18 protein-coding genes are annotated in these 24823 nt (G+C 53.8%); 15 read left to right on the top strand and 3 right to left on the bottom strand.

Features of this window, described 5'->3' with window-relative positions; all coding sequences use genetic code 11:
• Positions 1-333 precede the first annotated feature (333 nt).
• The 10 genes from IGS51_RS18975 to IGS51_RS19020 all read left to right on the top strand — a co-directional run bounded on the left by IGS51_RS18975 (position 334) and on the right by IGS51_RS19020 (position 13630).
• Entirely contained in the window at positions 334-1101 is a 768-nt protein-coding gene (locus IGS51_RS18975) for a hypothetical protein (protein ID WP_297080357.1), read from the top strand.
• An 86-nt stretch (positions 1102-1187) separates the two neighbouring features.
• Positions 1188-3086 carry a hypothetical protein gene (locus IGS51_RS18980; protein WP_297080358.1) on the top strand — a complete coding sequence of 633 codons (1899 nt, stop codon included), beginning with the start codon at positions 1188-1190 and terminating at the stop codon, positions 3084-3086.
• A complete protein-coding gene (locus IGS51_RS18985; RefSeq protein WP_297080359.1) occupies positions 3087-5669 on the top strand; it encodes an RAMP superfamily CRISPR-associated protein in 2583 nt (860 codons plus the stop codon).
• Positions 5659-7272 (top strand): RAMP superfamily CRISPR-associated protein, encoded by a 1614-nt coding sequence (locus tag IGS51_RS18990; protein ID WP_297080360.1) that lies wholly within the window; start codon positions 5659-5661, stop codon positions 7270-7272. Before IGS51_RS18985 ends, IGS51_RS18990 begins: the two co-directional genes overlap by 11 nt.
• Entirely contained in the window at positions 7269-7880 is a 612-nt protein-coding gene (csx19, locus tag IGS51_RS18995; protein WP_297080361.1) for a CRISPR-associated protein Csx19, read from the top strand. The genes IGS51_RS18990 and csx19 overlap by 4 nt, the downstream gene beginning before the upstream one ends.
• Before the next feature lie 13 nt (positions 7881-7893).
• The gene (locus tag IGS51_RS19000) at positions 7894-10137 is read left to right on the top strand and encodes a TIGR03986 family CRISPR-associated RAMP protein (RefSeq protein ID WP_297080362.1); all 2244 of its coding nucleotides are present in this window, start codon (positions 7894-7896) and stop codon (positions 10135-10137) included.
• 65 nt (positions 10138-10202) lie between these two features.
• Positions 10203-11666 carry a TIGR03985 family CRISPR-associated protein gene (locus tag IGS51_RS19005; protein WP_297080363.1) on the top strand — a complete coding sequence of 488 codons (1464 nt, stop codon included), beginning with the start codon at positions 10203-10205 and terminating at the stop codon, positions 11664-11666.
• A gap of 122 nt (positions 11667-11788) precedes the next feature.
• Positions 11789-12451, top strand: coding sequence for an HD domain-containing protein (locus tag IGS51_RS19010; protein ID WP_297080364.1), 663 nt, complete (start codon positions 11789-11791; stop codon positions 12449-12451).
• Between the two features lie 118 nt (positions 12452-12569).
• Entirely contained in the window at positions 12570-12884 is a 315-nt protein-coding gene (crn3, locus tag IGS51_RS19015; RefSeq protein ID WP_297080365.1) for a CRISPR-associated ring nuclease Crn3/Csx3, read from the top strand.
• Between the two features lie 86 nt (positions 12885-12970).
• The gene (locus IGS51_RS19020) at positions 12971-13630 is read left to right on the top strand and encodes an ATP-binding protein (RefSeq protein WP_297080366.1); all 660 of its coding nucleotides are present in this window, start codon (positions 12971-12973) and stop codon (positions 13628-13630) included.
• 16 nt (positions 13631-13646) lie between these two features.
• Here IGS51_RS19020 and IGS51_RS19025 read toward each other — a convergent pair whose 3' ends face one another.
• Entirely contained in the window at positions 13647-14144 is a 498-nt protein-coding gene (locus tag IGS51_RS19025) for a hypothetical protein (RefSeq protein ID WP_297080367.1), read from the bottom strand.
• Positions 14145-14206: 62 nt separating this feature from the next.
• Here IGS51_RS19025 and IGS51_RS19030 point away from each other — a divergent pair, with 62 nt between their 5' ends.
• The 3 genes from IGS51_RS19030 to IGS51_RS19040 all read left to right on the top strand — a co-directional run bounded on the left by IGS51_RS19030 (position 14207) and on the right by IGS51_RS19040 (position 18721).
• Positions 14207-14890: a response regulator transcription factor gene (locus IGS51_RS19030; RefSeq protein ID WP_297080368.1), complete on the top strand. Its 684-nt coding sequence runs from the start codon at positions 14207-14209 to the stop codon at positions 14888-14890.
• Positions 14891-14966: 76 nt separating this feature from the next.
• On the top strand, positions 14967-16301 hold the full coding sequence (locus IGS51_RS19035) for a cell wall metabolism sensor histidine kinase WalK (protein ID WP_297080369.1): 1335 nt from the start codon (positions 14967-14969) through the stop codon (positions 16299-16301).
• A gap of 164 nt (positions 16302-16465) precedes the next feature.
• A complete protein-coding gene (locus tag IGS51_RS19040) occupies positions 16466-18721 on the top strand; it encodes a GH3 auxin-responsive promoter family protein (RefSeq protein WP_297080370.1) in 2256 nt (751 codons plus the stop codon).
• 78 nt (positions 18722-18799) lie between these two features.
• On the opposite strand, the gene IGS51_RS19045 is transcribed toward IGS51_RS19040, so the two are convergent.
• Positions 18800-19966, bottom strand: coding sequence for a hypothetical protein (locus tag IGS51_RS19045; RefSeq protein WP_297080371.1), 1167 nt, complete (start codon positions 19964-19966; stop codon positions 18800-18802).
• A 178-nt stretch (positions 19967-20144) separates the two neighbouring features.
• Here IGS51_RS19045 and IGS51_RS19050 point away from each other — a divergent pair, with 178 nt between their 5' ends.
• Entirely contained in the window at positions 20145-20276 is a 132-nt protein-coding gene (locus IGS51_RS19050; protein ID WP_297080372.1) for a hypothetical protein, read from the top strand.
• A gap of 384 nt (positions 20277-20660) precedes the next feature.
• On the opposite strand, the gene IGS51_RS19055 is transcribed toward IGS51_RS19050, so the two are convergent.
• Complete coding sequence (locus IGS51_RS19055) at positions 20661-22943, bottom strand: alpha/beta hydrolase (RefSeq protein WP_297080373.1); 2283 nt, start codon at positions 22941-22943, stop codon at positions 20661-20663.
• Positions 22944-23850: 907 nt separating this feature from the next.
• On the opposite strand from IGS51_RS19055, the gene IGS51_RS19060 reads away from it, so the two are divergent.
• Complete coding sequence (locus IGS51_RS19060; RefSeq protein ID WP_297080374.1) at positions 23851-24726, top strand: YihY/virulence factor BrkB family protein; 876 nt, start codon at positions 23851-23853, stop codon at positions 24724-24726.
• Positions 24727-24823: the final 97 nt, after the last annotated feature.

The raw sequence follows: 24823 nt of genomic DNA on the forward strand, positions 1-24823 counted from the left end.
CCCAAGCGGGGAGAAGGGGAGCCGGATGACGAGTTGAAGTCCCTCTCCCGCTTTGGGAGAGGGATTTAGGGTGAGGGCTAGGATTGCTGCGTGAAGTATGTTAGTGCCCTTAAAAAGGGGGGAACCGGCCTCAAAGTCCCCTTTATTAAGGGGGATTTAGGGGGATCTCACGGCGTAAGTCCTGAGATTTAGAAATCAGCAGATGGCATAGCTTTGGCAACTGGTCTGGTTCATGTTTTCAGTTCATATTTTCAACGGGCTTGGAAGGCTCCCTTTCCAAGAGGGTGTAAAACAGTTAGGTATTGACTTAGAGATTGAGGGTTGCCCCACGCCATGCGAAACACGCTGACTGAAGCCATCTCCCAAGCCATCAAGATTGTGTTTAATGCAGAGACGATTCTGCCGTTTTTTATTGGGTCAGTTTGCCTGGGAATCTTTGGCAATGCAGTATACGATCTGCTCCAGTCGTGGCTGGGGGATGATGCGACGGCGCTGGTTCGCATTGCGCTAATTTCGCTGCTGATCTTGGTGGGGGCGATCGCCACGGTGTCGTGGCTGATCTCCCGGCAAATTGCGCTGTTGCCGGCCCATGTCCCGTTTGAGGTAGAGCAGAAAAAGCTGGAACAAACCTATCTGGGGCTGATTCTGCTGGTCAGCAATCCAGCAGCCTGCGAAACAGCCCTCCGCTTTCATCTGCCTCGGCTGGAACGGTGCTGGCTGGTTTGCTCCCGCGACAGTTTGGAAAAGGCACTGGAACTGCGTCGCAAATTTCCTGAAGTGTGTATTGATGATCCCATCGTGATGAATGATGTCTACGATCCGCTGAAGTTTCGCGACTGCGTGGATGGAGTATATCGGACTCGCCTCCCTGAGGGCTGGTCTGAGCAAGACGTAATTACTGACTATACGGGCATGACCGCTCACGCCACGGTGGGGGCAGTGCTGGCCTGCATCAACACGGCTCGTCCCCTGCAATATACCCCCGCCCGAACGGATGACAAAACCGGGAAAATCATAGGTTCCCATGAGCCAATTCGCGTGAGGCTGGGGATGCAGGTGGTGGGGCGATCGCGCCAGGGCGATCGGCAAAAGGCAAGCTAACTCTGGCGCTATTTGCCGCCAGTTTGGGGTGCCGCGTTAGATTCTAGTGTCCGGTTTTCTGTCTTTTTCATCTTTGAGTAAGCGCTATGTTTCTCGTCCTTCTGGAAACGTCTGGCAACCAGGGCTATATCTTTTCGACCAACAAGCTGCGTGAAAACGTCGGTGCATCCGAACTAACCTTCCGCGCTGGCACAAAATGGGTACTGGATGCTGTCGCTCAGAACGGTGGACATCCCCGTTTAGGAATCTGGAAAAATTCGCAGGGTACAGAAGAAGTCCGAGAAGATAAAATCCGAAAAAAGCTGATGGACTCAGCACTAAATCCGCCGCTGGAGTCAACGCCAGGCATTAATACTGAAATCATTTTGGCGACTTCTGGCAAGGCTCTAATTCTTACTCGTGATGAAGAGAAAGCAAGAAAAATCATTCAAGCCGTCACGCTGAAGGCGCTGGAAGAAGCACCCGGATTGGATATCTTTGGTGTATTTGAAGAATTCAACTGGGAACGTGAAGACCTGTCGGATGTGAATGAGCGGGTGCATCGAAAATTTGCAGAAGCGCGATCGCACAATGCGACCCATCATCTCCGCTTTCTGCGGCTGCCCGTGGTCGATCAGTGCGCCACCAGCGGGTTGCCCGCCAATGAAGTAGATCCGAAAGCGGCCGGAGGAAAGCCTGTGCTGCGATCGCACGTCTCCCTGGCAAAGCGCAAGAATTACGACAGCAATATTGAACGCATTGAAGAGTTACTCAAGCGAAATCAGATTCCTCAAAGCTTTGCAAAGAGCATTAAAGCCTTGGACGACGAGGACGAACAGCAAAGCAAGCAGGGTTCCTGGCGAGCCGTGATTCATGCCGATGGCAACGGGCTTGGCGAAATTTTCCTCAAGTTTGGAACGCACCTAACCAAGCTAGGGAAGATGACAGGTGATATTAGCCAAAACAATCGCACCTATGTTGGCGCTTTGCGCCGCTTTTCCCTAGCACTCGATGTTTGCACCGAGCGGGCGTTTATCACAGCGCTGCAATCGTTTGGAACAGGGATTGAAAAACTGCCGATCGTACCCCTGGTGCTGGGCGGCGACGACCTGACGGTGGTGTGCGATGGAAAAGCGGCGTTGCGGTTTACGCAGCAGTTTCTCCTCGCCTTTGATGCCGAAACAAAGGAGACAGATAACGCTCACTATGACGGTATTCTTCCTGAAATTGCTAAGGCAGCGCTGGGCGTGAATCGTCTCTCCTCCTGTGCAGGCGTAGCGATTATCAAGCCCCATTTTCCCTTTTCGGTTGCCTACGAGCTTTCGGAATCCCTCATGCAATCGGCAAAAGCGGTGAAGCAAAAGCTGACCCATGTGTTGCCTAATGAAACAAAAGCTGTTCCCTATCCCTGCTCTGCGCTAGATTTCCATGTGCTGTATGACACGAGCGGCGTGAATTTAGGACAGATCCGCGATCGCCTCCAGCCAACGTCTGACACCCAGCTCTACATCGCGCCTTACATCGTCACTCCAACTGACGATCTGCCAGTTGAAAACCAGATGACGCAATGGGCAAAGCCGCATCAATGGGAACATCTAGAGCGTCGAATTGATGCACTCAATGCCAAGGATGAGGACGGGCGGCGCAAACTGCCGAATAGCCAGATGCACAACCTACGGAATGCATTGTCGCAAGGTGCAGATTTGGCAGATGCACAGTATCGACTGATTCGCGATCGCTACGTTGATTTAATTGATTCATCCGAAAATTCACGCGCTGATTCGCCAGATCAGGATGCTACTGAGAATGGCGATCGCTCTACTATTGATATCCGAGCGCTGGAAGGAGATCCCAGGTCTTTATTCACCAAAGTTACTGATCCTGCCACAGGAAAATCACTCAAAATAACTGGCTTACTCGATGCGCTGGATGCGGCTGATTTCTTACCCGCTGATCTCTCTGCCGACCCAACTTTTCAACGCGCTGCCGACCAGGAGGATGGCTAAATGAAATTTCAACTCACCATTACGATGCAGAGCGATTGGCATGTGGGCGCTGGCGCTGGGCGGCGAGGCGATATCGATCGGCTAATTCAGCGCGACACCGACGGCTTACCTTACTTGCCTGCAAAAACGCTCACGGGCATTTGGCGAGATGCTTGCGAACTCATTGCCAATGGGCTGGATAGCGCTGGAGGTACATCCACATCCTGGAACCAGTGGGTTGATTTCTTATTCGGAGATCAGCCTGCGATCGCCAACGCTGCACTTTCAACTGCGCCCCAGCCCGCCGCTCTTTCCATCCGAGCCGCCCACTTGCCAAAATCCCTGAGAAATTTGCTGAAGCATCGGGCCAAAGCCTCCAATCCTGCACATCAAGCCTTGCAAAGTGCGTTTACCTTTATCAAACCCGGAATCAGCATTGATGACAGAGGATGTGCGAAGGAAGATTTTCTGCGCTTTGAAGAAATGGCGCGAATTGGTGCGGTGCTGACGGCAGATTGTGAATTGCTGGCAGCGTTGAATCCAGAACAGCAGCAAGCAGCTTGTACTCTGTTGGCAGCAGGTGCAACGGTGGTGGAACGGCTCGGCGGCAAGCGGCGGCGCGGTGCAGGGCGCTGCGAGTTCAAGATTGATTGGCCTGAGGAGGTTGGAATTCAGCAAGCGGTGTGGGACATTCTGGCGCGAGATGCACCTGAACTTCCCGAAGCTTCAGAAGATAGCTCAGATGGCTCAGAAGATATTTCAGAAAAGACGAATTCTCTGGAAATTCGCAGTGATCAATCTGGGTGGCAGCGAATCACGATCGCCCTAGAAGCCCTAACGCCTCTGGTCATTCCAGCCCGCACGATTGGCAACGTCGTCGAAACGTTGGACTATATTCCGGGCACGCAATTGCTGCGGCTGGTGCTGCAACAGGTGCGATCGCTCGGCGTGGATCTGGGCGATGCGGTGGCGCGGGGCGACCTGCTCGTGACGAATGCCACGGTTGCGATCGCCGACCAGCCAGGGCAGCCGATTCCTGCTTGCCTGTTTTACGAAAAATCGGGCGGTGGACTGGACAAAGGAGGCAAGGTTTACAACCGTTTCTGTGAACCGGAGCAATCCTCTCAGATCAAGGGCTATCGAAAAGGCTATATCGAGTTCACAAAGCCCGTGGAAACGCTCCCCGAATACAAAACAGTCAATACGCTCGTTGGCACACACAACACCATCGAAGACCCATACCAGCGCCCTACCAGCGAGGTCGGCGGGGTCTATAGCTATGAGGCGATCGCCCCTAAAACCTGCTTCCGGGCTGAGCTACGGATGCGACAGTCTATTTATGATGCGCTGTGTCAAAAACATCCTAACTGGTATGAGAAATTGCAGGGAAATCACCGGATTGGACAATCTAAAAAAGATGACTACGGAGCCGTTGATATCACTGTAAAGATCATTCAACCGGAATACGAAACGGATATCTCAACGGAGGATTCAAAACAAACAGAACAAACAGAGAAACTTTGGATATGGCTGCTTTCAGATATGCTTCTGCGGAATGAGTCGCTGCGGCCGACGGCATCGGTCGAAGACTTTCGGCAAGCACTCCAGCAGACACTCAGCGCTAACCAGCAGACGCTCAACGCTGGGGGAGATGAATCATCTATTCAGCTAGAACTCTCTACTCCTGGTGAGGGGTTGATTTCCGCCATGCTGCGATCGCACCGGGTCGAGTCCTGGCAGACGCAGTGGAATTTGCCTCGTCCCTCTCTGGTGGGCATTGCGGCAGGAAGCTGCATGGTCTTTGAGGTAAAATCTGGAACGCTCGATCCTCAGCGCCTCAGGCAGCTTGAGCTATCGGGCATTGGCGAGCGAACTGCCGAAGGCTACGGGCAGCTTTGCTTTAACCATCCATTGCTCAGCGAACCGTTAAGCGCAAAGAAACCAAACCGCAAAACAGAGGAAGCCTTGAAATCTCAAGAAGCTGAGCTAGATACACCGCCGCCATTGCTGAGTGCATCTAACCGCAATTCTGACGTTTTTGACTACGCCCGTTTGATCGAGAAAGCTGCTTGGCGCGAAGCCATTCGCAGGGCTGCTTTGTTTTTAGCCAGTGAGGGCGATCGCCGTGAAAGCCTGCTAGGCATTCGGATACACCAAACCGAACAGGGTGAGTTTGTGGGCCAGCCCAGCATGAGCCAGCTTGGCGGTTTGCGCTCAGTCCTCTCTCAACTGAAATTCAATCAAAAAGAGCCAGTTCTGTCCTGGATCGAAAACATTCGAGAGAAGCGCTCTAGCAAGTGGGATGCAACAAAAGATGGACTGGACAAGATTGAGCGTCTGATCCATGAAGAGACACAGATTTGGCAAGGGATTAGCGCTGCACTTTGTCATGCTGATCCGAATCAAAACAGCCTCAACCATCCCTCTCTTCAGGAACTCACCCTGACCCAAACGGGCGAATCAGATTTGAAGCAAGAGCTTTGGGCAGAAGCAGTTCAAGTTGTCATTGATGCCTGCATTCGCGCTCACAAGCGAGAGCTAGAGGAGCTAGAGAAAAAGCAGGAGCAAGCAGGCGTTGCAGCAGGAGCAAATCATGGCGCGTAAGATAGACGCTCGATACATCATCACAGGTACACTCATTGCCGAAAGCCCCCTTCACGTTGGCGGTGTCAACAATGATCCAATGGTTGATTTAACGCTGGCAGTCAACGGAGCCGGAGACTACTACATTCCCGGCACCAGCCTTGCGGGGGCGCTGCGCGGCTGGATGGAGGAACTGGAAGGAGATTCCCAAATTATTTCCATGCTCTGGGGGCCGCGCCTGGGGCAAAACGGCAGGACGCAGAGCGACGACGGCCACGCGAGTTGGGTGCTGATAGAAGATGCCGTGATTCAGGGCGACGTGCAAACCGAACTGCGCGATGGGGTGGGAATCGATCGCTTTGGCGGCAGCGCCGCAGAATACATCAAGTTCGATCGCGCGATTTTGCCGAAAGGTAGCAAGCTCAAGTTGCAAATCACGTTAGATCGGGTCACAGAGTCAAGGTTGGCGCTGAATGACGCTGCATGGGTGCTGGTTTGCCAGTTGTGGGCGGGGCTATTGCGATCGCTGCAAGAGGGCGAACTGAGCCTGGGCGCTGCCAAAACAAGAGGACTGGGAACCGTAAAGTTAGAAGAGTTGGAAGTCAAAGAGCAACTGTTCAATTCTCGTGCAGGCATTCTCGCACTGCTCAAAGGGGAATCTGGCAACTCGTCGATCTTTGATCTAGAGGCAAACACACCGCGAAAGGCGCGTCCTGCTCTAACAGTCACCATTGACTGGGAACCCATTTCGCCCCTGATGGCAAAGGCAGAGCGCGAAGGTATCGCAGTCGATATGCTGCCTTTGGTAAGCGGCATTGGTGACCACGTTGCGTTTGTGCTGCCGGGAAGCTCCATCAAAGGGGCGTTGCGAACCCAGGCAGAGCGCATTGTTCGCACGGTTTGCCCTGCTTTCAATCATGCCGCAGCAACAAAGCCAGTCGATTCCAAAAAAGCATTTTTGCAGCAGGTCGAGGTTCCACTGATTGAAAACCTGTTTGGCAAAGCTGCCAAAACCGAGGATAAACAGCAGCTAGGGCGCATGGGTGCATTGTCTGTTGCCGATTGCTACGCTGACTACGAAATATCAGGACAGCAATGGGAAAAGGTTCAGACCGCCAAGGATTCTGCGGAGTTGCTACAGGCTCTAAAAGAGGCGAAGCTTCATGATGTGCAGCAGGCGTTTCACGTTGCAATTGATCGCTGGACGGGTGGCGCAGCGGATCAGTTTCTGTATAGCACGCTGGAGCCGATGGGGGTGCAGTGGCAGCCGATCGCCCTCCGGCTAAACCTGTCTCGCTTGGAAGGAGCGGACTTGCAAAAACAGGGCGTGGCACTGCTGCTGCTGGTGTTGCGAGATCTGATTCAAGGGCGAATTCCGCTGGGCTATGGCGTGAATCGAGGGATGGGGGCGATCGCCATTAAATCTATCTCGTTTTCAGTCAGCGGCACGAACTTACCTGACGACATTCAAGCCCTTCACAACGTCACGCTAAAGGTTGCACCAGAACAATCGCAAACTTATCTTACTGCTCAGCATCTCGCTCAGATTAGCAGCCTTGCAGGTTTGAACGATGCCTGGAAAACCTGGATCGAATCAACAATTCCTCAGGAGGTCGCATCATGAGCGAGGCAGTCGCTACCAAAACGAAACTGTATAGACAATCGCAGCAGGACATCTCTTTGGAAGACGCGCTGAACCAGGTTAAAGATCTGATGCCAGGGGCGATCGCACTACTTTATAGTCCCCAAGCTTGCAGCTTTGGCAGATTAGAGTCAGATGGGCGAGTCACAATTTGCCGCAACGGTAAACAGGGTTGGCAAGAACAGACCCTGGATCTATCCCCAATGTTTGAAGCCAGAGTGTTTGACGAACAGGCTGAACTGCGCTGGCTCAGCATTCCCGGCAGCAAAGGAAAAGCCGTGCTGATCTCGGAAACGGAACTGGGAAAAAAGTTTGCAGACGACACAGGGGAGTTGAGCTATCTCAAAGCTGCCGAACAGACATATCTGCTTTGGGGTGAACCCCTGAACAAGGTGAAGCAGGCAGCACCAGCCAACTGGAGTATTTTATCTGCTGCTCGAATTGGGACTATGCCCGTTCCGATTGCACCAGGCTCTAACAACCAAACCGTTGTTGAACTTCGTAGCCGTGAATATCTGGGCGAGATTGAACCATACGGCAATGTCGCAGTCCAAGAAGAACGCTTGATGAACTTAACTTGGCAGACCTAGAAGGAGAATAGTCGTGAATCAGAAGCGAATTGATTGGACACAACTGGCACAGCTCAAAGCTCAATTGCCACCTGGAGAAGAAGAGGGCGATGTAGCACCAGAGGCAGCGATTGAGCGTGAATCCGCTTTTCAAGAGGATTTTCATAATCCTTACAACTTCATCCCTGCTCCCAATCGCAAACAAACTGAAGGACTCGGCGATGACAAGCCCTCTGGTCACGCAAGCTATTTAGAAAATAAGTGGAGTGGATGCATTCGTGTTTCTCTAGAAACCATCACACCGTTGCTGATTCCTGATGCTGCAAATCTCAATGAAAGCGGTCAGGAAAAGCATAAGAGTTATCCGATACGAAAACTTGGCAATCAGCCCTATCTACCTCCTACGTCTGTTAAAGGAATGCTGAGAACCGCTTATGAGGCTGTGACGAACTCTCGGTTTGGGGTATTCCAAAATCATCAGGATCGACTTGCCTATCGAATGCCAGCAACAGAAGGACTAAGTTTAGTGCCCGCCAGAATTGAGGGCGATTGCGATCGCATTCAACTTCTACCTGGAACCACCCCAGGGCTACCAACCTGGAATACTGGGAATGAACGCTGGAATATTCCTGGCAATTTGATGTATGCTGCATGGCTGCCTCGATATAGAAAAGGGAGCGATCGCCTTTCTCTCGATGCTCCTAAATTTACCGGAATGCAGCATGGGCAAGCTGTTAAGGTTTGGCTGCAAAAAGTGGAGCGAAAACCTTTCTTTTATTGGGTAGTTTGTGACATTGTGCCCAGTTCATCTACACTTCCTGAGCGTCCAACTCCACCGAATTTAAGCAGGAGTCATAGGTTAACCTCGGAAACATTAAAAATTGAAAATGCCTATCTATGTATCACCAACCAAAACATCAAGAATAAATACAATGAGCGGGTATTTTTCATCCGCCCAGCAGATGAGAATAAATGGAGCGTGAGCTTAGATGAGCTTCAAGCTGACGGACTTAGAAAGGCTTGGAAAGAGCTAATTGAGAATTATCAAGAGGAACACAAACGCGAAATTGAAGCAGGCTCAGAACGCCCGCCCCAAACCAGCTATGGAAAGTGGTCAAGACACATCACTGGGGGAAGTCAGGAAGCTCAACTGAAAGACGGCACCCTCTGCTATGCCTTTATTGAGAAGGATGGAAAAAATCTGAAAGTGACTGCGCTTTATCCGGTCATGATTGCCAGGAAGCTGTTTGAGGTTGATCCTGATTCACTTTTGCCTGAGTCGCTGAAACCCCCTGGCACATTTAATGAGCTTTCGCCTGCCGATCGCGTTTTCGGTTGGGTAAATCAGAAGGGCAAAGGTGCTTATAAAGGTCAGCTGCGGCTTCATTCGGTGAAATGTTTATCAACGGATGCGATTCAAGAGTTCACGGACGATCCAGCGAATAGTCCTGGATTACCGCTGACGATTCTAGGGCAACCGAAACCGCAGCAGTCTCGGTTTTATGTTGCCAAGGATAAACAAGGTGGTGCTTTAAGTAATGGCACGCCTAAACAAGACGGATATGCATCTGCCAAACAAGCTTTGCGTGGACGAAAGGTGTATCCCCATCACAAGGCGATCGCCAAAAATGCCGACTATTGGAACGACCCGATGAGCGATCGCACTGGGCAATCTGTCAACGGCTGCTATCAGGAATATCGCCGCCCCAATAAAGATGGCACTGAACAGCGCGATAGCCAAAACCGCTCGATCCAAGCCTGGGTAAAGCAAAACACTCAGTTTCAGTTTGACATTGACATTACGAATCTGTCGTCTGTGGAGCTGGGCGCGTTGCTTTGGCTGCTGACCTTGCCAGACAAGCATTACCACCGACTGGGCGGCGGCAAGCCCCTCGGCTTTGGCAGCGTGCAGCTCCAGGTGGACTGGAAGCAAACCGACCTGCGCCTTGGGCAAGACTGGAAGCAATATTATGAGTCGCTGCTGCCGATCGATCCACCTGATCCAGAGCAGGCAGCGCAATGTATTGATACGTTTAAGCAGGCAGTAGCACTTGCTTACTCACCGAAAAAGAACATAGAGGACTTTGAAGAAGTTCTGTTTATTAAAGCCTTTAAGCAGGCTGCAAAAGGGCTGGACAGGCCGGTTCACTATCCCAGAATGAAACCACAGCCAGACCCAGACGGCGAAAACTACAAATGGTTTACCGAAAATGAGAGCAAGGACAAGCGATCGCTCCCGCCGCTCTGGAAAGAAACAGGTTTGCCCTATTGGGAATAGCACACCGGATTCACAATCCAAAATTGCCAATCCAAAATTGCCAATCCAAACTCCAAAATCGATTCATGGGCACGGAATCTTCGTTTGACTATCCGCCGACGGTAGAGCTGTTGGATTATCTAGTACCTGGCGTGTTGGGGCAAAAGGGCAATTTGCTGAAGGCCGTGCGGCTGTGGGCAATTTTGCGATCGCTCTACAGCGAAAAACCCATGCTGCTCTCTACCGATGCAGTGGGTTCCTTTAGCAATGCCCAATGGCGAGACTCGTTCTTGCGGCCAGAGCAGCAGCAAAAAACCCTCAAGCAGTGGCTCTTTCAGGATCAGCCTGAGATAAATGAAACGCTGTGGCGGCAAGCATTTGTGAATCGCTATGGCATCGAGCGCGATCGCCTTTCTGCACTGTTGGGAGATGCGCCAGCAGATGAAGAGCCGATTCCGTTTCAAGTCGATCACCGCACCTTGCGAAACGACTTTGCCACGCTGGAAAAATTGGGCTGGCTCAAGGCTAGCGGCACAGGCAGCCAGCGGCGCTACTACAAGGTGAGCATCTTGCCGACCTTGCCCTGGATTGCTGCGATCGCCGCCGAATCTGCGGACGAGCCAGCGTTGATCCATTTCATCCCGAATGATTTGGCTAACGTCGTTGAGCATTTTCCTCAGCCCATCAACGGCATCCAGCGGTTTATCCTGGATACGGAATACATTATTTCTCAGGCTGTGTCTCGCCAAGTGGAGCAATTACTCCAAACCTTAAAGGAGGGCTGGCAGCAGACTCCCGTACCTCCCGTGCGGCTGGTCTATCGCAGCATTCGCTACTACGAGGCAGAGTTTAGCATCCTAACGTATCCCGTTTGCATTTATTACTTTCAGCGTGCGCCATACCTGTTTGCCTTTGGTCAAACGCCGCAGCATTTAGATGATGGTAAACCGGAGCATTTGAGCTGGTATGACTATCGACTCGATCGAATTTTGTCTCTCCAGCTTTTGAGTTGGAACGATCCATCCCTGCCTGCCGAATGGCAGTTCAAAACTTCACAGGGGAAGTCCTGGACACAGTCATTGGCACAGTCAGCAGCATCAGCCTCAGGCTTACCCAAGCGATTTGCTGAGAAAACACCGGAATTTGTGCAGCAGGAGGTCGCCTTGGCCATGGGTGTCGAAATTCATCGCCCGATCGCCCCTTTATTACTCAGATTTGAGCGCTATTTCTACGGCAACTACATTGCCAACACCGAACGCGCCAAGCTGTTTACTGAAATGGGCTTTGCCCAAGCAGAAAAGCGCTTTCGGGCTGATCCAGAGATTAGCAGGCAGGGCTTATCGTTAACCAAGCTGTTTGGCGATCGCCCCCGCCACAAGAGCAGCGTCTTTTGCACCGCCCAACATCGCCTCGGCGACAACAACGTCGTCATGCGGCTGCGGGCGTGGGGGCCTAATGTAGAAGTCTTGCTGCCGCTGAGCTTGCGCCAGCGTATGACGGACGATATGCAAGAAACCTGGAGGCTGTATAAAGGCGACCTGATCGAATAAAGAGACTCCATTAAGTTGGGCGTTTCTCACGAAATGCGCCCGCAGAAAAACCCAAAAACTTCTCGCAAGTGCGAAGTCCTGTCCCTATAATCATCCGCATTGGGGAGGCGCAATCAAGAACAATGACTCCTGAAAAACAAACCCAATCCCGACCTCTTAGCCCTCGCTTTGCACACGCCCTCACCTATGCCTTTCACCTGCATCAACATCAATTGCGGAAAGGCAGCAGCGTCCCCTATATCAGCCATCTGATGAGTGTTGCTGCGCTGGTTCTGGAGGATGGCGGGAATGAAGATGCTGCGATCGCCGCGCTGCTTCATGACGCAATAGAAGATCAGGGCGGGAATGCCACTCGGAATGAGATTCGGAAACAGTTTGGTGATGCCGTGCTACGCATTGTGGATGCCTGCACGGAATCGGACGAAACGCCAAAACCATCCTGGAAAGAACGAAAACTTCGGGCGATCGCCCAGCTCCAGCAAGCCGAACCCACCATTCAGCGTGTGATCCTTGCCGACAAGCTGCACAACCTGCGCTGTATTTGGGCAGACTGGCAGCGTCAGGGCGATCGCGTGTGGCAGCGTTTCAATGCTAGCCCTGCCGATATTCTGTGGTTTTATCGGGCTTGCCTGGATGCCGTGGGCGATCGCTTTTCTAGCCCGATGCTGATAGAACTCCGCACGCTGCTTACAAACCTGGAAAATTCTTTAGACAATCTCAGAGGGTGTTTGAAAAGTATCGCCTGTAATGTTAAGCACTCAGAGATCCCCCCTAGCCCCCCTTAAAAAGGGGGGAAACCGCCTTAAAGTCCCCCTTTTTAAGAGGGATTTAGGGGGATCTTGCACGCTTTGCTACAAACAGTAGGGCTTTTCAAACATCCTCTCACCTCAAACGTAAACTCTCATGGCAAAACCCGTCTTCACAATCACTGATCGCCCCCATGAGAATGGGCTAGTCTTTCGACTGGTGGAGTTTGAAATTCCCACTGGAGTAACGACACCAGAGCAATTTGCAGAAGCTGTGCGAGAGATTGAACCAGCACTCGTGGGTTCATCGCCAATTTTGATCAACGGCCGCGGCCCGGTGTGGGGATACGGCATGATTTTTCATGCAGCGCACCCCAGTCCGGCGATCGCCACCTACGACCCCCGCCTGGGTTATGTCATTGTGCAAACGCATGATGAACGCTTTCAAGTCGGCAAGACCATCAGCCTCTAATCTCTAGCCTCTTATCTCTAGCCTCTTATCTCCCAAACCTCTCATCTCCAAACCTCTGAATCTCCAATTGTGTGCCCCCATCTACCATGACGACTCCCCATAGCCCCCTGTCTCAACCCTCTTCTGCAACTGATCCCCGTGTCCACTATCACGGTCGAGTGATTGCCGTAGGGGGGCCGCCGCATTCAGGAAAATCCGTCTTTTTGGCAGAACTATATCGACAGTTGTTGCAGCGACAGCCGTCGGGTGTGTTTTTGCACCGCGCCTGTCCCGATGGAGAGGGCATGTGGTCCAATGAAGCCGATCCAGCAGTTGTGCAACAAATCCGCAAAAAAGCTGCCTTTTCGGAAGAGTTTGTTGGCTCAACGCTGCACATGATTGAGCAATTAGGAAGAAACTCTCAGTTGTCCCTGATTTTGCTGGATTTGGGTGGCAAGCGCACGGCTGAGAACGCCGAAATCTTGCGGCGATCCACTCATTGCCTCGTGCTGTCAGCAGATGAGGAAGAGGCGATGCGCTGGCATGTCTTTGCGGCTGATGAGGAATGTCCGGTGCTGGCCAGCTTTCAGTCGCGCTTGGTGCGATCGCCCGACCATCAGATCGACCCGACCGCCCGCTCCACCATTCAGATCGATCGCCCCATTCCTCAGGGCACACTGGTCAACCTCTGCCGCGAACTGGGAGCCGATTGTTATCAAGCGGCGATCGCCCAATTTGCCGACTGGCTGCTGGCCCAACCGTATTAGCGTCCAACACCGACGCTTACTCAATTCGATAGCGAATCAGTTGGCGAACCTGCTCAGGCGGCAGGCTTAGCTCTTGGGCGATGGCCCGCTCCACCGTGGCATAGTCTGTGAGCGGATATTCAAACTCCAGCGCCTGCAACGTCGAACCGCGCACCTGGACGGCCACCTCAGACGTGCCCTCGCGCCGGTCAATTTCCACATCAATCGAAACCACCGTCAGCCGCAGCGTTAGCTCCACCTGCTGCGGATTGGGCAGAATGATTTGGTCTGGCAGGCGATAGGATTGCCCCAAAACGCGCTGATTGAGCCAGCCTGTTCCCAGCCAGAAGAGCGCACCGACGGCAGGTAGCGCCAAGAGAAGCAGGGCCGGCCTCAGGCGCGAGGGGAGCGGCGGGCTGTTGGCGGGCGATCGCAGGGGTGACGAACTCCTCAGCTTTGGAGCAGTCTGCCCGTCCTGAGCAGATAGAATTCGGCCTTGGGAGAACCGGGCACGCAGCCAGCGAAATGGAGTCATAGCAGGTAGAATTTGAAACCTGGAGGCAGCCGCAGGACGAGCTTCCTGAGCAGAGCAGGGTTATGAAGATTCTATTGGCCGAAGATGATCCGATTCAACTGGAGCCGCTCTATGCCGCCCTTGCAAAAGCCGGCCACATCACGGATGCCACGCTGGACGGGGAAACCGCTCAGTGGCTCATGCAGGAACACACCTACGACCTGCTGATTTTGGACTGGATGTTGCCCAAGATTAGCGGGATAGATCTGTGTCAACAGCATCGTCAGACGGGCAAAGGCACGCCAATTTTGATGCTGACGGCCAGAGATGGGCTGATGGATCGAGTGACGGGGCTGGACGCAGGCGCAGATGACTATTTGGTTAAGCCGGTGAATGTTCTAGAACTGCTGGCGCGGGTGCGGGCGCTGGGGCGGCGATCGCCCCTTTGGACAGGCGACATCCTGCACTTGGCGGATCTGCAACTGCATTTGGCCACGCTGACGGTGCAGCGGCAAGACGTGAGCATTCAGCTTTCGACGCGAGAGTTTCAACTGATGGAATATCTAATGCGGCATCCTCAGCAAGTCCTAACCCGTGACCAGATTGAGCGAGCGCTGTGGGAATGGAACATGCAGCCCGAAAGTAAGGCAGTCGCGATTTTAATCCACCGACTGCGATCGCGCCTGCAACCCCTGGGTGCAGAAACCTGGGTGCAGACGGTCTATGGTACGGGCTATCGCCTGAGCGTGCCAGAGGCAACTGACTGAGATGCTAATTCTGATGCCGCGTTTAATGCCGGGTTCTGATGCCGCTTTCTGATGCCGCGTTCTAAATGCCGCTGACATGCTATTCAACCGCAGCCGCCAAAATCTAGCCACCTGGTTTACGCTCTCGATGGGCGGCATTCTGGTCGTCTTTGCGGTGCTGTTGTACTGGCGCGAGGCCCGCGATCGCCTGCAAACCTTCGACGCAGACCTCTACAACACGGCCCAAATCATGGCGGGCGGCGTTGAAGAGATTGAGTATCAATCGATTCGGCGCATCGACCTGGAAAGCGTGCCCCTGCTGGGAAACGATACGCTGGTGCTAGACACCTACTTGCACTTTGCCCGATGGTATACGCCCGATCGACGGCTCCTCCAGTTTGTGGGAGACATTCCCGCTGCCACGCTGGAGGCACCTATTGGACTGGTAACTCTGACGGGTGCGGCATTGCGCCCGACTGCTCCATCAAGTCCGCCACGGGTCGGCCCGCCTCAGCAGTTTCGCCAGCTCACGCTGCCCGTGCGTCGGGGCGAGGAGGTGCTGGGCTTTTTGCAAATTGCAGCACCCCTCGATTCGGTTCAGGAACCCCTGCGAGAATTGCGGCTGTTCTTGTCGATTGGCGTGCCGATGGCGCTGGGGGCGATCGCCCTCACAGGCTGGATTTTGGGTGGCGTGGCCATGCAGCCGATCCACCAGGCCTATCAGCAACTCCAGCAATTCACTGCCGATGCGTCTCATGAGCTGCGTGCGCCCCTGGCGGGTATCCTCAGCAATGCCCAGGTCGGGCTGATGGAGCCAGTGGACTCCCAAGAGCAGAGCCACCGCCTGCAAACCATTGTCGAGATTGCCGAATCCATGAGCGCCTTGGTGGGTCAACTCCTGTTTTTGGCGCGACACTCTGGGCAACTGCCGCCGCATGTTTTGCAGTCCGTTGATCTGGGGCAACTGGTGAAACAGCTTGTAGACGCGACCCAGGCGCAAGCCACCCACCGTCAGCAAACCCTGCGCTGCACAGTGCCACAGACGGCCGTTCTGGTTTTCGCAGAGCCGCAAGTGTTGCAAATGGCGATCGCCAACCTGCTGCAAAACGCCTGTCGCTATACCCCCGCAGGCGGCACAATTGACCTAGTTCTTACTCAACAGCCCGCCAGAGCAATCCTGCAAGTCAGAGACACAGGCATCGGAATTGATGCAGCCGACCTGCCGCACATTTTTGATCGGTTCTATCGGGCTGATGCCGTGCGATCGCGCGAAACCGGGGGCGTGGGGCTGGGACTGGCGATCGCCCGTCAAATCATCGAAGCCCACCAAGGGAACATCGCTGTCCGCAGCCAGCTCCATCAAGGCTCGGTCTTTGAAATTCAGTTGCCGCTCGTCCGGCAAAAAGGAAGCCGCAAAGGAAAAACCGCTTAGGATTCCTGAAACCTTCTTGTTACTTTTGACTGGCATAGTAGAGGCTGGTGCTGCACGGCGGCCCTCGCCTTGTGCAGGTCTTTCTGTGCAGGTCTTCTTGTGCAAATCTTTTTGTGCAGGTCTTTTGGAATACCCAGTTTCTTCAGCAAGATTTGATCAGGCCCATGAATCATCGCTTTACACTCACACTGCTGGAATCCTACGCTGCTCATGCGCGAGAACGTCTGATCCACAAGACCAAGCAGGTGATGGAAACGCAAGAACTGTTTCTAAGAGAATTCATTCAAGCACATAAAAACACAGAGCTAGGCCAACAGTTCGATCTGTCAACGATCAAAACGCTGGATCAGTTTCGTGAACGAATTCCGGTGCTGCCCTACAGCTTCTATGAACCCTACACAGAAAGAATTGCCCAAGGCGATCGGGGAGTCCTCAACCCCGATCCGGTGGTCTATATCAACCTCACCAGTGGAACCACCAGCCGCAAAAAACAAGTGCCCGTGACTCGACGCTATCAGCGCACGCTGCGTCGGGCTGACCTGGCCAGCATGGGCTTTGCGATCGCCGAAATGAAGCAGCGCCGCCTCCCCTTTGGCAAAGGACTGCTCACCAATGCGGTTCCCAAACCCCAAAAAACAAGCGGCGGCATCCCCACCGGCCCCGTCAGCGTGGGCAGCATTCGCCAGGGCCGCCTCCTGTTCGAGCAGTTGTTTAGCCAGCCCTTCGACGCGCTAGAAATCGCCGATACCCTGGCCCGCCACTACGTCTGCCTGCTGTTTGCGCTGCGACATGCAGATTTGCGCGGCTGGGTTGCAAATTTCCCGATGCTGATGCTGCGGACCTGCCGCTATCTGGAAACCTATGCCGAGGAGCTCATTCACGACCTAGAACAGGGAGCGATCGCCCCGTGGCTCCAGCTTGAACCCCACCTGCGGGCCCAGCTCGAACGGCGATTTACGGCGGCTCCACAGCGGGCCACAGACTTGCGGGCTGCCCTCTACTACGACGGTCGGCTCACCCCAAAAGCCGCCTGGCCAGGACTCAGCTATCTCACCACTGCTCGCGGCGGCACCTCCAATTTTTATCTAGAGCGATTCCCCGACTACTTTGGCGACATCCCGGTATTTGGCGGCGTTTATGGCACCGCCGAAGCCACCTTTGGCGTTTATCCCAGCTTCAACACCGACGGCAGCATTCTGGCAATCGAGAGTGGCTTTTTTGAATTCGTCCCGCAGGATCAGTGGCATGTCGAACAGCCCAAAACCCTCCTGCCTGCGGAGGTGAAGGTTGGCGAACGATATCGTATCTTGGTGACCAGCTACAGCGGCTTCTATCGTTACGACATCGGCGATGTTGTGGAAGTTGTTGGATTTTATGAACAAACGCCGCTGATTGTGTTTCGCCATCGGCAGGGTGGGCTGCTGTCTTCTACGACAGAGAAAACAACAGAATTTCATGCAATCCAGGTCATGGAACAGGTGCAGCGCGAGTTCAACATCAAACTCCAGGACTTTTGCATTACCCTGTCTGCCAATGAGTTTCCAGCGCGATACTGGGTGAACATAGAGCTAGCCCCCGGCCACTCCCTAGCGCGTCCGTACTCTTTCCTGATGCGGTTTGAACATTGGCTGCAACAGACTAATCTACTCTATGCCATCGCCCGCCAGGATCAGGTGCCTCCGCCTTGTCTGCGGGTTCTGGCAGCAGGCAGCTTTGCCACGCTCCATCAGCGCCAGGTGCGGCGCGGCATATTTGATTCTCAGCTCAAGCTGCCCCATATCAGCGAAGATCGAACCCTGCTGGAGGGTCTACCCGTGCAGTATGAAATCGGGCTAAGCGATTTTCCAAATGCCAAGCCATTCTGCCATTCCGAATCGGATGTTGCGCTATCGGATGTTGCGCTATCGGATGTTGCGCTACGCGGCAACGGGTCTGAGCTAAGTTCTCCGAGCTGTGAGCCAGTGCCGCAAGTTCAGCCACAAACGCTTTGGGAGCCTCCACCTTGCCCAACCCGCCCTGTGCCAGAGCCACTCTGCTTGAGGGGCGCAAACCTGCTCCAGGCAGATTTGGCAGGGATAGATTTCAGCGGGCGAGACCTTTCCTATGCTGACCTCAGCGGCGCAAATCTCCAGGGCGCAGTTCTGCGGGGCGCAAACTTGACGGGGGCACTGCTGCGAGAAGCAAACCTGAGTGATGCAGATTTGAGTGAAAGCCTCTTGGTCAATACTGACCTGACGGATGCACGGCTCCATCGGGCCTGCTTGCGCGGGGCCGTGCTGGATGGGGCGTTTCTGACGAGAACAGACTTTAGCTATGCCGACCTTTCAGACGCAAATCTGAGTAAGGTGTTGATGTGGCATACAAACTTTAGCCATGCCAAGCACACGCTGCCAGCTTTGACCTCATCGCCCATACTCTGAGCGTATTGCAAGTCCAGCTCTAGGTGTTTGGGTGTTTGAAGAATTGCGGAACCAGTTATGGAGCAGCTATAAAGCCACTTATACTCCCAGCGAGATCACGTCGGTAATGCTTTGTCCTTGGTGAACCCGATTGTGGCGCTGCCCCAGGCTATGCTCCTGGTGGTGCTGCTCGATCAGGTCTGCCTTCGTGCGAAATACCTGGGTGATTTTGGTCTGTGTGGCCACGCCGATGGTCTTGCAGAGATCTTTCATCACCGGAAAGGAGATGGCCCACTTGTCTGCATGGGAGGTTTGGGCATTGTTATAGTCCATGATGGCGTACAGCGCCTTTAGCACGCCCGGATCGAGCGATGCATCTTCTGGGGCAGGTTTGGGCTTGGTGGCAGTAGACTTGGCGGCAGTGGGCTTGGTGGCAGTGGGCTTGGTGGCGGTGGGCTTGGTGGCGGTGGGCTTGGTGGCGGTGGGGGCGATCGCCTTCTTGCCACGGGTCGATGAAGCGCGGGACGCAGCTTTTTTCGACGCTACAGGCGCGGGTTCGGGTTCGGCAAGCGAGACAGTGGGCACTGCTGGACGGACTATTTCGACCTCCTCAGAAAGGGCTGGCGTAGAAAGGGCCGGCGTGCTGCTGCCGTTTAGCAGCTTGCGGAAGGCTTCCAGCTTTTCTACGGCTGCATCTCGCTCCTGCCGGAGTCGCTGGTTTTCCTGCTGGAGGGCTGCAAGCTGAGCATTGGGCTGGGTTTGTCCCTGTTGCAGCGCTTGCTCTAGCTGCTTCACCTGGTTTTTTAGGGTTTCGATTTCGTTGGTAAACCAGGCCAGCGTTTTGGCCTGATCTGCCACAATCTTGAGATCAACGGTGGCAGGTGAAGATTCGGCGGTCTCCTCGGCCGAGTTGACGGGTTCGGAGGCGGGTTGGGCGGACTGAGCGTGCGCCTCGACTGCCTCCGCTGGATCAACGCCCAGCACCAAAAATATTTCTAGAACCTGGTGCAATAGATCTTCAGAACTGCGGTTTTTACCTTTGATGCCGATCTGTTCTGCAACAGCTTTTAGCAGGTTCAAATCCACAATCACAGGCTTTCGGTAGGCGCGTCGGGTTTTAGACGGCTTTTCATCAGACTCAGCGGCAGATGGCATTTGGGGTTTGTCAGTGGTCGTCGCAGTCAGTTTGGCAAGCATTTCGGCAGCATTCGTCAGGTCAGTGTGGCTTACTCGGTCTTGGTCGGTCGTGATGAAATCGTCTGTCATGATGGTTTTGGAAATCTGGGGATGGCGGATGGGATACGAGAGTCGGTGGGATTGGGACGATCGCCCGCCTTGGTTCTAGCGATCAGGCTTCGCAGGCTGAACTGCTTATGGTTCATGGGTTTTACGGATTAGAGCATCGGCGTGTGCTGCTGTTCAGGGGCAAAAATGGCAGAAGACTGTGAGTAGGGCGCGGCGGCTCTATCCATGCGGCGCGATTTGGCGCGATTTGGCGCAATCTGGCGCGATTTGGCTCAATCTGGCGCGATCGCCCGATCGTCCGCCATCGCAGCGGTTGGGGCGGTGGGCATGAGATACGCTCAACCCACAGCACTCCTCACCTTCGCCTCAAGCTGGCGTGCATTAACCTGGTGTACATTAATCTGTGCATTAATTTTGACCAGAGCCTCAACAGAATAGCTTACTTAGAATAGCTTATTTCTAAAGAAAGCGTGCAAAAATATCTCACCTTTCAGGGAGGAATTGAGATCTAGGCAAATTACCAGTCCAAAATCGCTCTGATAGGTGTCAAATAGGTGTCAAAATTGTCAGAACTTAGGGCACTCAAATCTGAGACGCAAAAGCAGTTCAAGTATACTAGCGCCACGACTTCAGCTTGGTCAGGAGATGCTGCTTTTATCTTATTCCTAACAGCCCGAAACGCCGGAATGTGAGGGCGATCGCCATTTTATAGGACTCAGCGAAAGCAGATTTCCAGGTTAAATAGATTATCGGTATCAAAGTTCCTGGCATACTCTCGACGCTGCAATCGAGCAGGTTCCGAGCGCAGATAGCGATTGACCAAGGAGCGCCAAGGGCGATCGCCATCGGGCAGAGCCAGTCCATAGAAACTGCATTCCAGAGATTCATTGGGCACTAGCCCAAAGTTGCCCATAGCATAAAAAGGTTCCGAGAAGACAATTCCGTTGACCGTGGTGTGGATCGGGTTGGGGCCACATTCCAGATGGACAGAGCCATTCCGAACCAGGTCAAAGCGATTGTCTGCATTAGACGGCAGCACCACCAGCGCCACCGACCTTGATTCCGTCGTCGTAATATAGTCAGCCAGTTGCCTGGCCATGTCAAAGCAAAAGCCCGTCCACTCTGACTGTGGATTAACGTAACCCAGCGGAGCCACCTCAGAGCGAATCCCAATTCTCAGAACGCCCGTTGCGTCTAGATCGTCTAGCACGGAACGACTAGCGGCGACGGGTGAAGAACGGGATGCAAGAGGGCGATCGCCCCCCGGAATTTGCCCTCCGTAGGCAGCGGCCAACTGCGCCGGGGATAAAGATTTAATCAGATAAAGCCGATTTTCGTCGCTGCTGAAGGCCGCCGCCCGCTGGGTCAGCACTTGTCCAAAGGAGGCGGTTAGGTACGGAAGATACTCAGACGATTCGGGGCGATCGCCCAAGTAGGTTTTGAAAAACGCGACGCTGAGGTTGCGGATATAGGAACGCCCGATCGCCCAGGCCGGCCCTCGAATCAGCGCAGGAACCAGTTCTTCATTTTGGGGCGGGCTGGTGGAAAAGTGGGTTCCGGGCACCATGAGTCCCAAATACTGATCGGGGGCATCCATCCAGGCAAACATCGGAATTTGCTCATACACCGATGGCGCTAAGATATCGCGAGTCCCAGCTAGAATCAGCATCGGAATTTGCACATTGCCGACTCCTGATTGTCCATACAGCGTTGCCCCCATCGGATATTGAGCAATCCCAGCGCGAATGCGGGGGTCTGTAAAGTCGTAGAGGGTCGGCGGCAAGAAGCGAGCGTGGCACTGCAGCAGAAACGATGGATTGATCTGGGTTAACCCCTCTGCACAGCGGGGCACAAGCTGAGCCGGGTCGAAGCTGGCCCCCGCCGCTCCCAAAACGGTCATTGCACCCAGAGATTGACCAATAATGCCGACCCGCTGCACGTCAATTTGCCCCTGCCACTGGGGATCGGTCGCATCGAGCTTTTCTAACTCGTCCAGCAGGAAGATGATGTCTTGCTGCCGACTCACATACTCTGTCGGACTCGTCAGGTCGCCCAGCCCACCCGCCAGAAACAGACTGCGATAGGTGTCTGTGGTGCCAATGTGTTCGGGCACTGCAACGGCAAATCCATAGGAGGCCAGGTGTTCGCCATCCACCATGCCATCGCTGAGACGACCACCCCAGCCGTGGGTATAAATGACCAGCGGCGCGGGCGCTGGGGCGTTCTCTGGAATGTAAACATCTACCCGCATGGTGTAGCGTCCAGAGAAACCATCGAGCGTGGTGCGAGTGGCTTGGATGTCAAACGTCAACTGTTCCCGCCGAAACGCATAGGGGCCGGGCTGGCTCAGGTCTGGTAGCTGATCATAGGCAAACTCCGGGTCCGCAGCGGCTTCTTGATTAGAGACATCCATCACCACTTGAGCGGCTGCATCCTGATACAGAACGACGGTTTTCAAATCTTGCAGAAGCGCCATTAGCGAACTCAGATCGATTCGGATATCTGAGGTAGGATACTGCCGCATCCAGTCGATCCAGGTCCATCCCTCTGGGTGATTGGCGGCAGAGAGGATGAGCGCCGAGCGCACCGCGCGAAATCCATTCAGTCCAGAATCGGTTTGCAGGGTCTTGCCGATGCTCTGCAACACCTGCTCCGCCATTGGAATGTTAAGAACACGCGAAACGAACGCGACATCGGCTTTCATTTCGTGCTGGAGCAGTCGCCGCAGTTGCGCTTGAGAGTCGGCATCCAAAAAGCCCAGAAATAGCCTCAAGTTGCCCGAAGCTTGCCCCGTTTGGGCATAGGTTTCGAGCGCATCGACGGAGATCGAGAGTTGGAGGGGCCCTACGTAGGTCGTGAGCCGCTCTGCGCTGAGGGCTGGCGATGCTCCCAGCAGATTACCCCAAACGCCGATGCCCAGTGCAGCGGAGGTCGATAAGAAACCTGTAGAGAGCGATTGGAGCAGCCTCTCAACGGGTCGCGCGGCGAATTGCTGCAAGGCAGATATTCGAGGAATGAATAGTTGAGACAAGGAACCCATCGGAGGCTGTGGTTTTGAGACGCATAGCCAGGACAGCCACGGTATGGGGTTGAGCCTGACCATTTGCGCCCGACTTCTGCAATAGCTTACAGCATTTCCCTGCGGATCGCCTGCTGTGGACTCCCTGTGCCACTGGCCCTAGCCTCCGATGTTGCCAGTTGTTGAGATTGGAGGTGCGATCGCAGCGCGTCTTGGAGAGGATATAAGTCAAGCAAGTTCAAACTGACAATCCGTTTGACAGGGCACAAAGTAATTTCATGCATCTTCGTTAATCTGAGTCTAGATTTTTCTGCCCTCATCCCCCAGTCCCTTCTCCCAGATCGGGAGAAGGGGAGCAAGAGGAGCTTGAAGTCTCGCTCCGGGGCAGGCGAGGGCGAAAGCCTTCGGCATACCAGAAAAGGGGGAGAGAGCAGCAAAATTGCACATCCCGTGAATAGAGGTCTAAAATCCCCTGAGTTATATGAATTGTTATCAGCTTGTCTTATATTCAGCTTGTCTTAATATTTAGTCTGCTCAAAGTCGTCTGCTCGAAGTAATCTACTCAAAGTAGTTTGCTCAAAGGGGCCCATCCCAGTTATGCAAGTTTGCCCTCATCCCCCAGCCCCTTCTCCCCAAAAAGGGCAAAGGGGAGCCGGATTGGAAGTCCCTCTCCCGCTTTGGGCGAGGGATTTAGGGTGAGGGTTACAAAAGTGGGATACACCCTGCTCAAAGTAGTTTGCTCAAGTAGTCTGCTCAAGACCAATTCGCGCTACAGCACCGTGGCAATAAGCGAGATCACTTCTAGCCAGAGAGTCCAGATCTAAGCAGTCCTATGCGGTTCATTGAATACGTTCGATCGACCATCCTGCCGTCGAGGTTAGTTCAATTGTTTATTCAATCGGGTCTGCGCTGGAATCAAGACAATTGTCCAGGGATGGCGGCGGCCTTGTCTTATCATGCGCTGTTTGCTATGTTTCCCCTGCTGCTGGTGATGCTGAGTATCATCAGTTCCTTGATCGGGCCAGATACGGAGGCGTTTCGGGCGATCGCCGCAGGGTTGGCGCGGGCCCTGCCGCCCGAAGCGCATGAGCTGGTTAGGGGAACTATCATCACGATGAATGAGAACAGCGTCGGCGCAGGACTGGTGGGCTTTGGGATCTTGCTTTTTGCGTCGAGCAGCGTGTTTGGGGTGTTGCGCTATTCGGTAAACTACATCTGGCGATCGGCCGATCCAGACTCTAGCGGGCGGGGTCTGCTGGATTCAGTGCTGTTTTTCATTAAAAATCGGCTATTTGCATTTTTGCTAGTGCTAGGAACAGCGCTGCTGCTGCTGGTTTCGCTAGTGTCCAACATTGCGATTCGGATTTTTTTGAATCTGGTCAAGACGCTCCAGGAAACCTTTGAAGTCACTCAGTTTGACGATATCTCGCTGGATCGAGGTCTGCAAACGGGAGTGTCTTTTCTAATATTGGCGATCGCCATTTGTATCCTATTCAAAATCCTGCCCAGCGTGGGCATCCAATGGCGAGATGTCTGGCCGGGGGCGCTGCTGACCGCCGTTGCGCTCTTTGCATTACAGCAACTGGTGGGCAATAGCGTCATCTCAATTGGCGGGCGGTTTCTCTCCTACGGCGTGATCGGCAGCGTGATGATTCTGATGCTGTGGATTTTCTTGACCGTTCAGATTTTCTTCTTTGGCTGCGAGTTTACCTATGTCTATGCCCATTTATTCGGCAGTCGCCGCAGCCGCGTCAAGCATTAGAACGTCACGTTCAAAACGCCCTCAGCATCACCGTTGGGGGTAATATTTTCAAATTAATGATTGTCCACCTACTTCAACACACCTCCAAACCCAAAAT

Source organism: Thermoleptolyngbya sp. M55_K2018_002 (assembly GCF_015295965.1).
GTDB lineage: Bacteria > Cyanobacteriota > Cyanobacteriia > Elainellales > Elainellaceae > Thermoleptolyngbya > Thermoleptolyngbya sichuanensis.

What these genes read in the sequence shown, in the direction of transcription:
- IGS51_RS19040 (WP_297080370.1), top strand. Translation starts at nt 16,466, where the DNA reads ATGAATCATCGCTTTACACTCACACTGCTGGAATCCTACGCTGCTCAT.
- crn3 (WP_297080365.1), top strand. Translation starts at nt 12,570, where the DNA reads ATGGCAAAACCCGTCTTCACAATCACTGATCGCCCCCATGAGAATGGG.
- IGS51_RS19045 (WP_297080371.1), bottom strand. Translation starts at nt 19,966, where the DNA reads ATGACAGACGATTTCATCACGACCGACCAAGACCGAGTAAGCCACACT.
- IGS51_RS19035 (WP_297080369.1), top strand. Translation starts at nt 14,967, where the DNA reads ATGCTATTCAACCGCAGCCGCCAAAATCTAGCCACCTGGTTTACGCTC.
- IGS51_RS19010 (WP_297080364.1), top strand. Translation starts at nt 11,789, where the DNA reads ATGACTCCTGAAAAACAAACCCAATCCCGACCTCTTAGCCCTCGCTTT.
- IGS51_RS18990 (WP_297080360.1), top strand. Translation starts at nt 5,659, where the DNA reads ATGGCGCGTAAGATAGACGCTCGATACATCATCACAGGTACACTCATT.
- IGS51_RS18980 (WP_297080358.1), top strand. Translation starts at nt 1,188, where the DNA reads ATGTTTCTCGTCCTTCTGGAAACGTCTGGCAACCAGGGCTATATCTTT.
- IGS51_RS19005 (WP_297080363.1), top strand. Translation starts at nt 10,203, where the DNA reads ATGGGCACGGAATCTTCGTTTGACTATCCGCCGACGGTAGAGCTGTTG.
- IGS51_RS19020 (WP_297080366.1), top strand. Translation starts at nt 12,971, where the DNA reads ATGACGACTCCCCATAGCCCCCTGTCTCAACCCTCTTCTGCAACTGAT.
- csx19 (WP_297080361.1), top strand. Translation starts at nt 7,269, where the DNA reads ATGAGCGAGGCAGTCGCTACCAAAACGAAACTGTATAGACAATCGCAG.
- IGS51_RS19025 (WP_297080367.1), bottom strand. Translation starts at nt 14,144, where the DNA reads ATGACTCCATTTCGCTGGCTGCGTGCCCGGTTCTCCCAAGGCCGAATT.
- IGS51_RS18985 (WP_297080359.1), top strand. Translation starts at nt 3,087, where the DNA reads ATGAAATTTCAACTCACCATTACGATGCAGAGCGATTGGCATGTGGGC.
- IGS51_RS18975 (WP_297080357.1), top strand. Translation starts at nt 334, where the DNA reads ATGCGAAACACGCTGACTGAAGCCATCTCCCAAGCCATCAAGATTGTG.
- IGS51_RS19030 (WP_297080368.1), top strand. Translation starts at nt 14,207, where the DNA reads ATGAAGATTCTATTGGCCGAAGATGATCCGATTCAACTGGAGCCGCTC.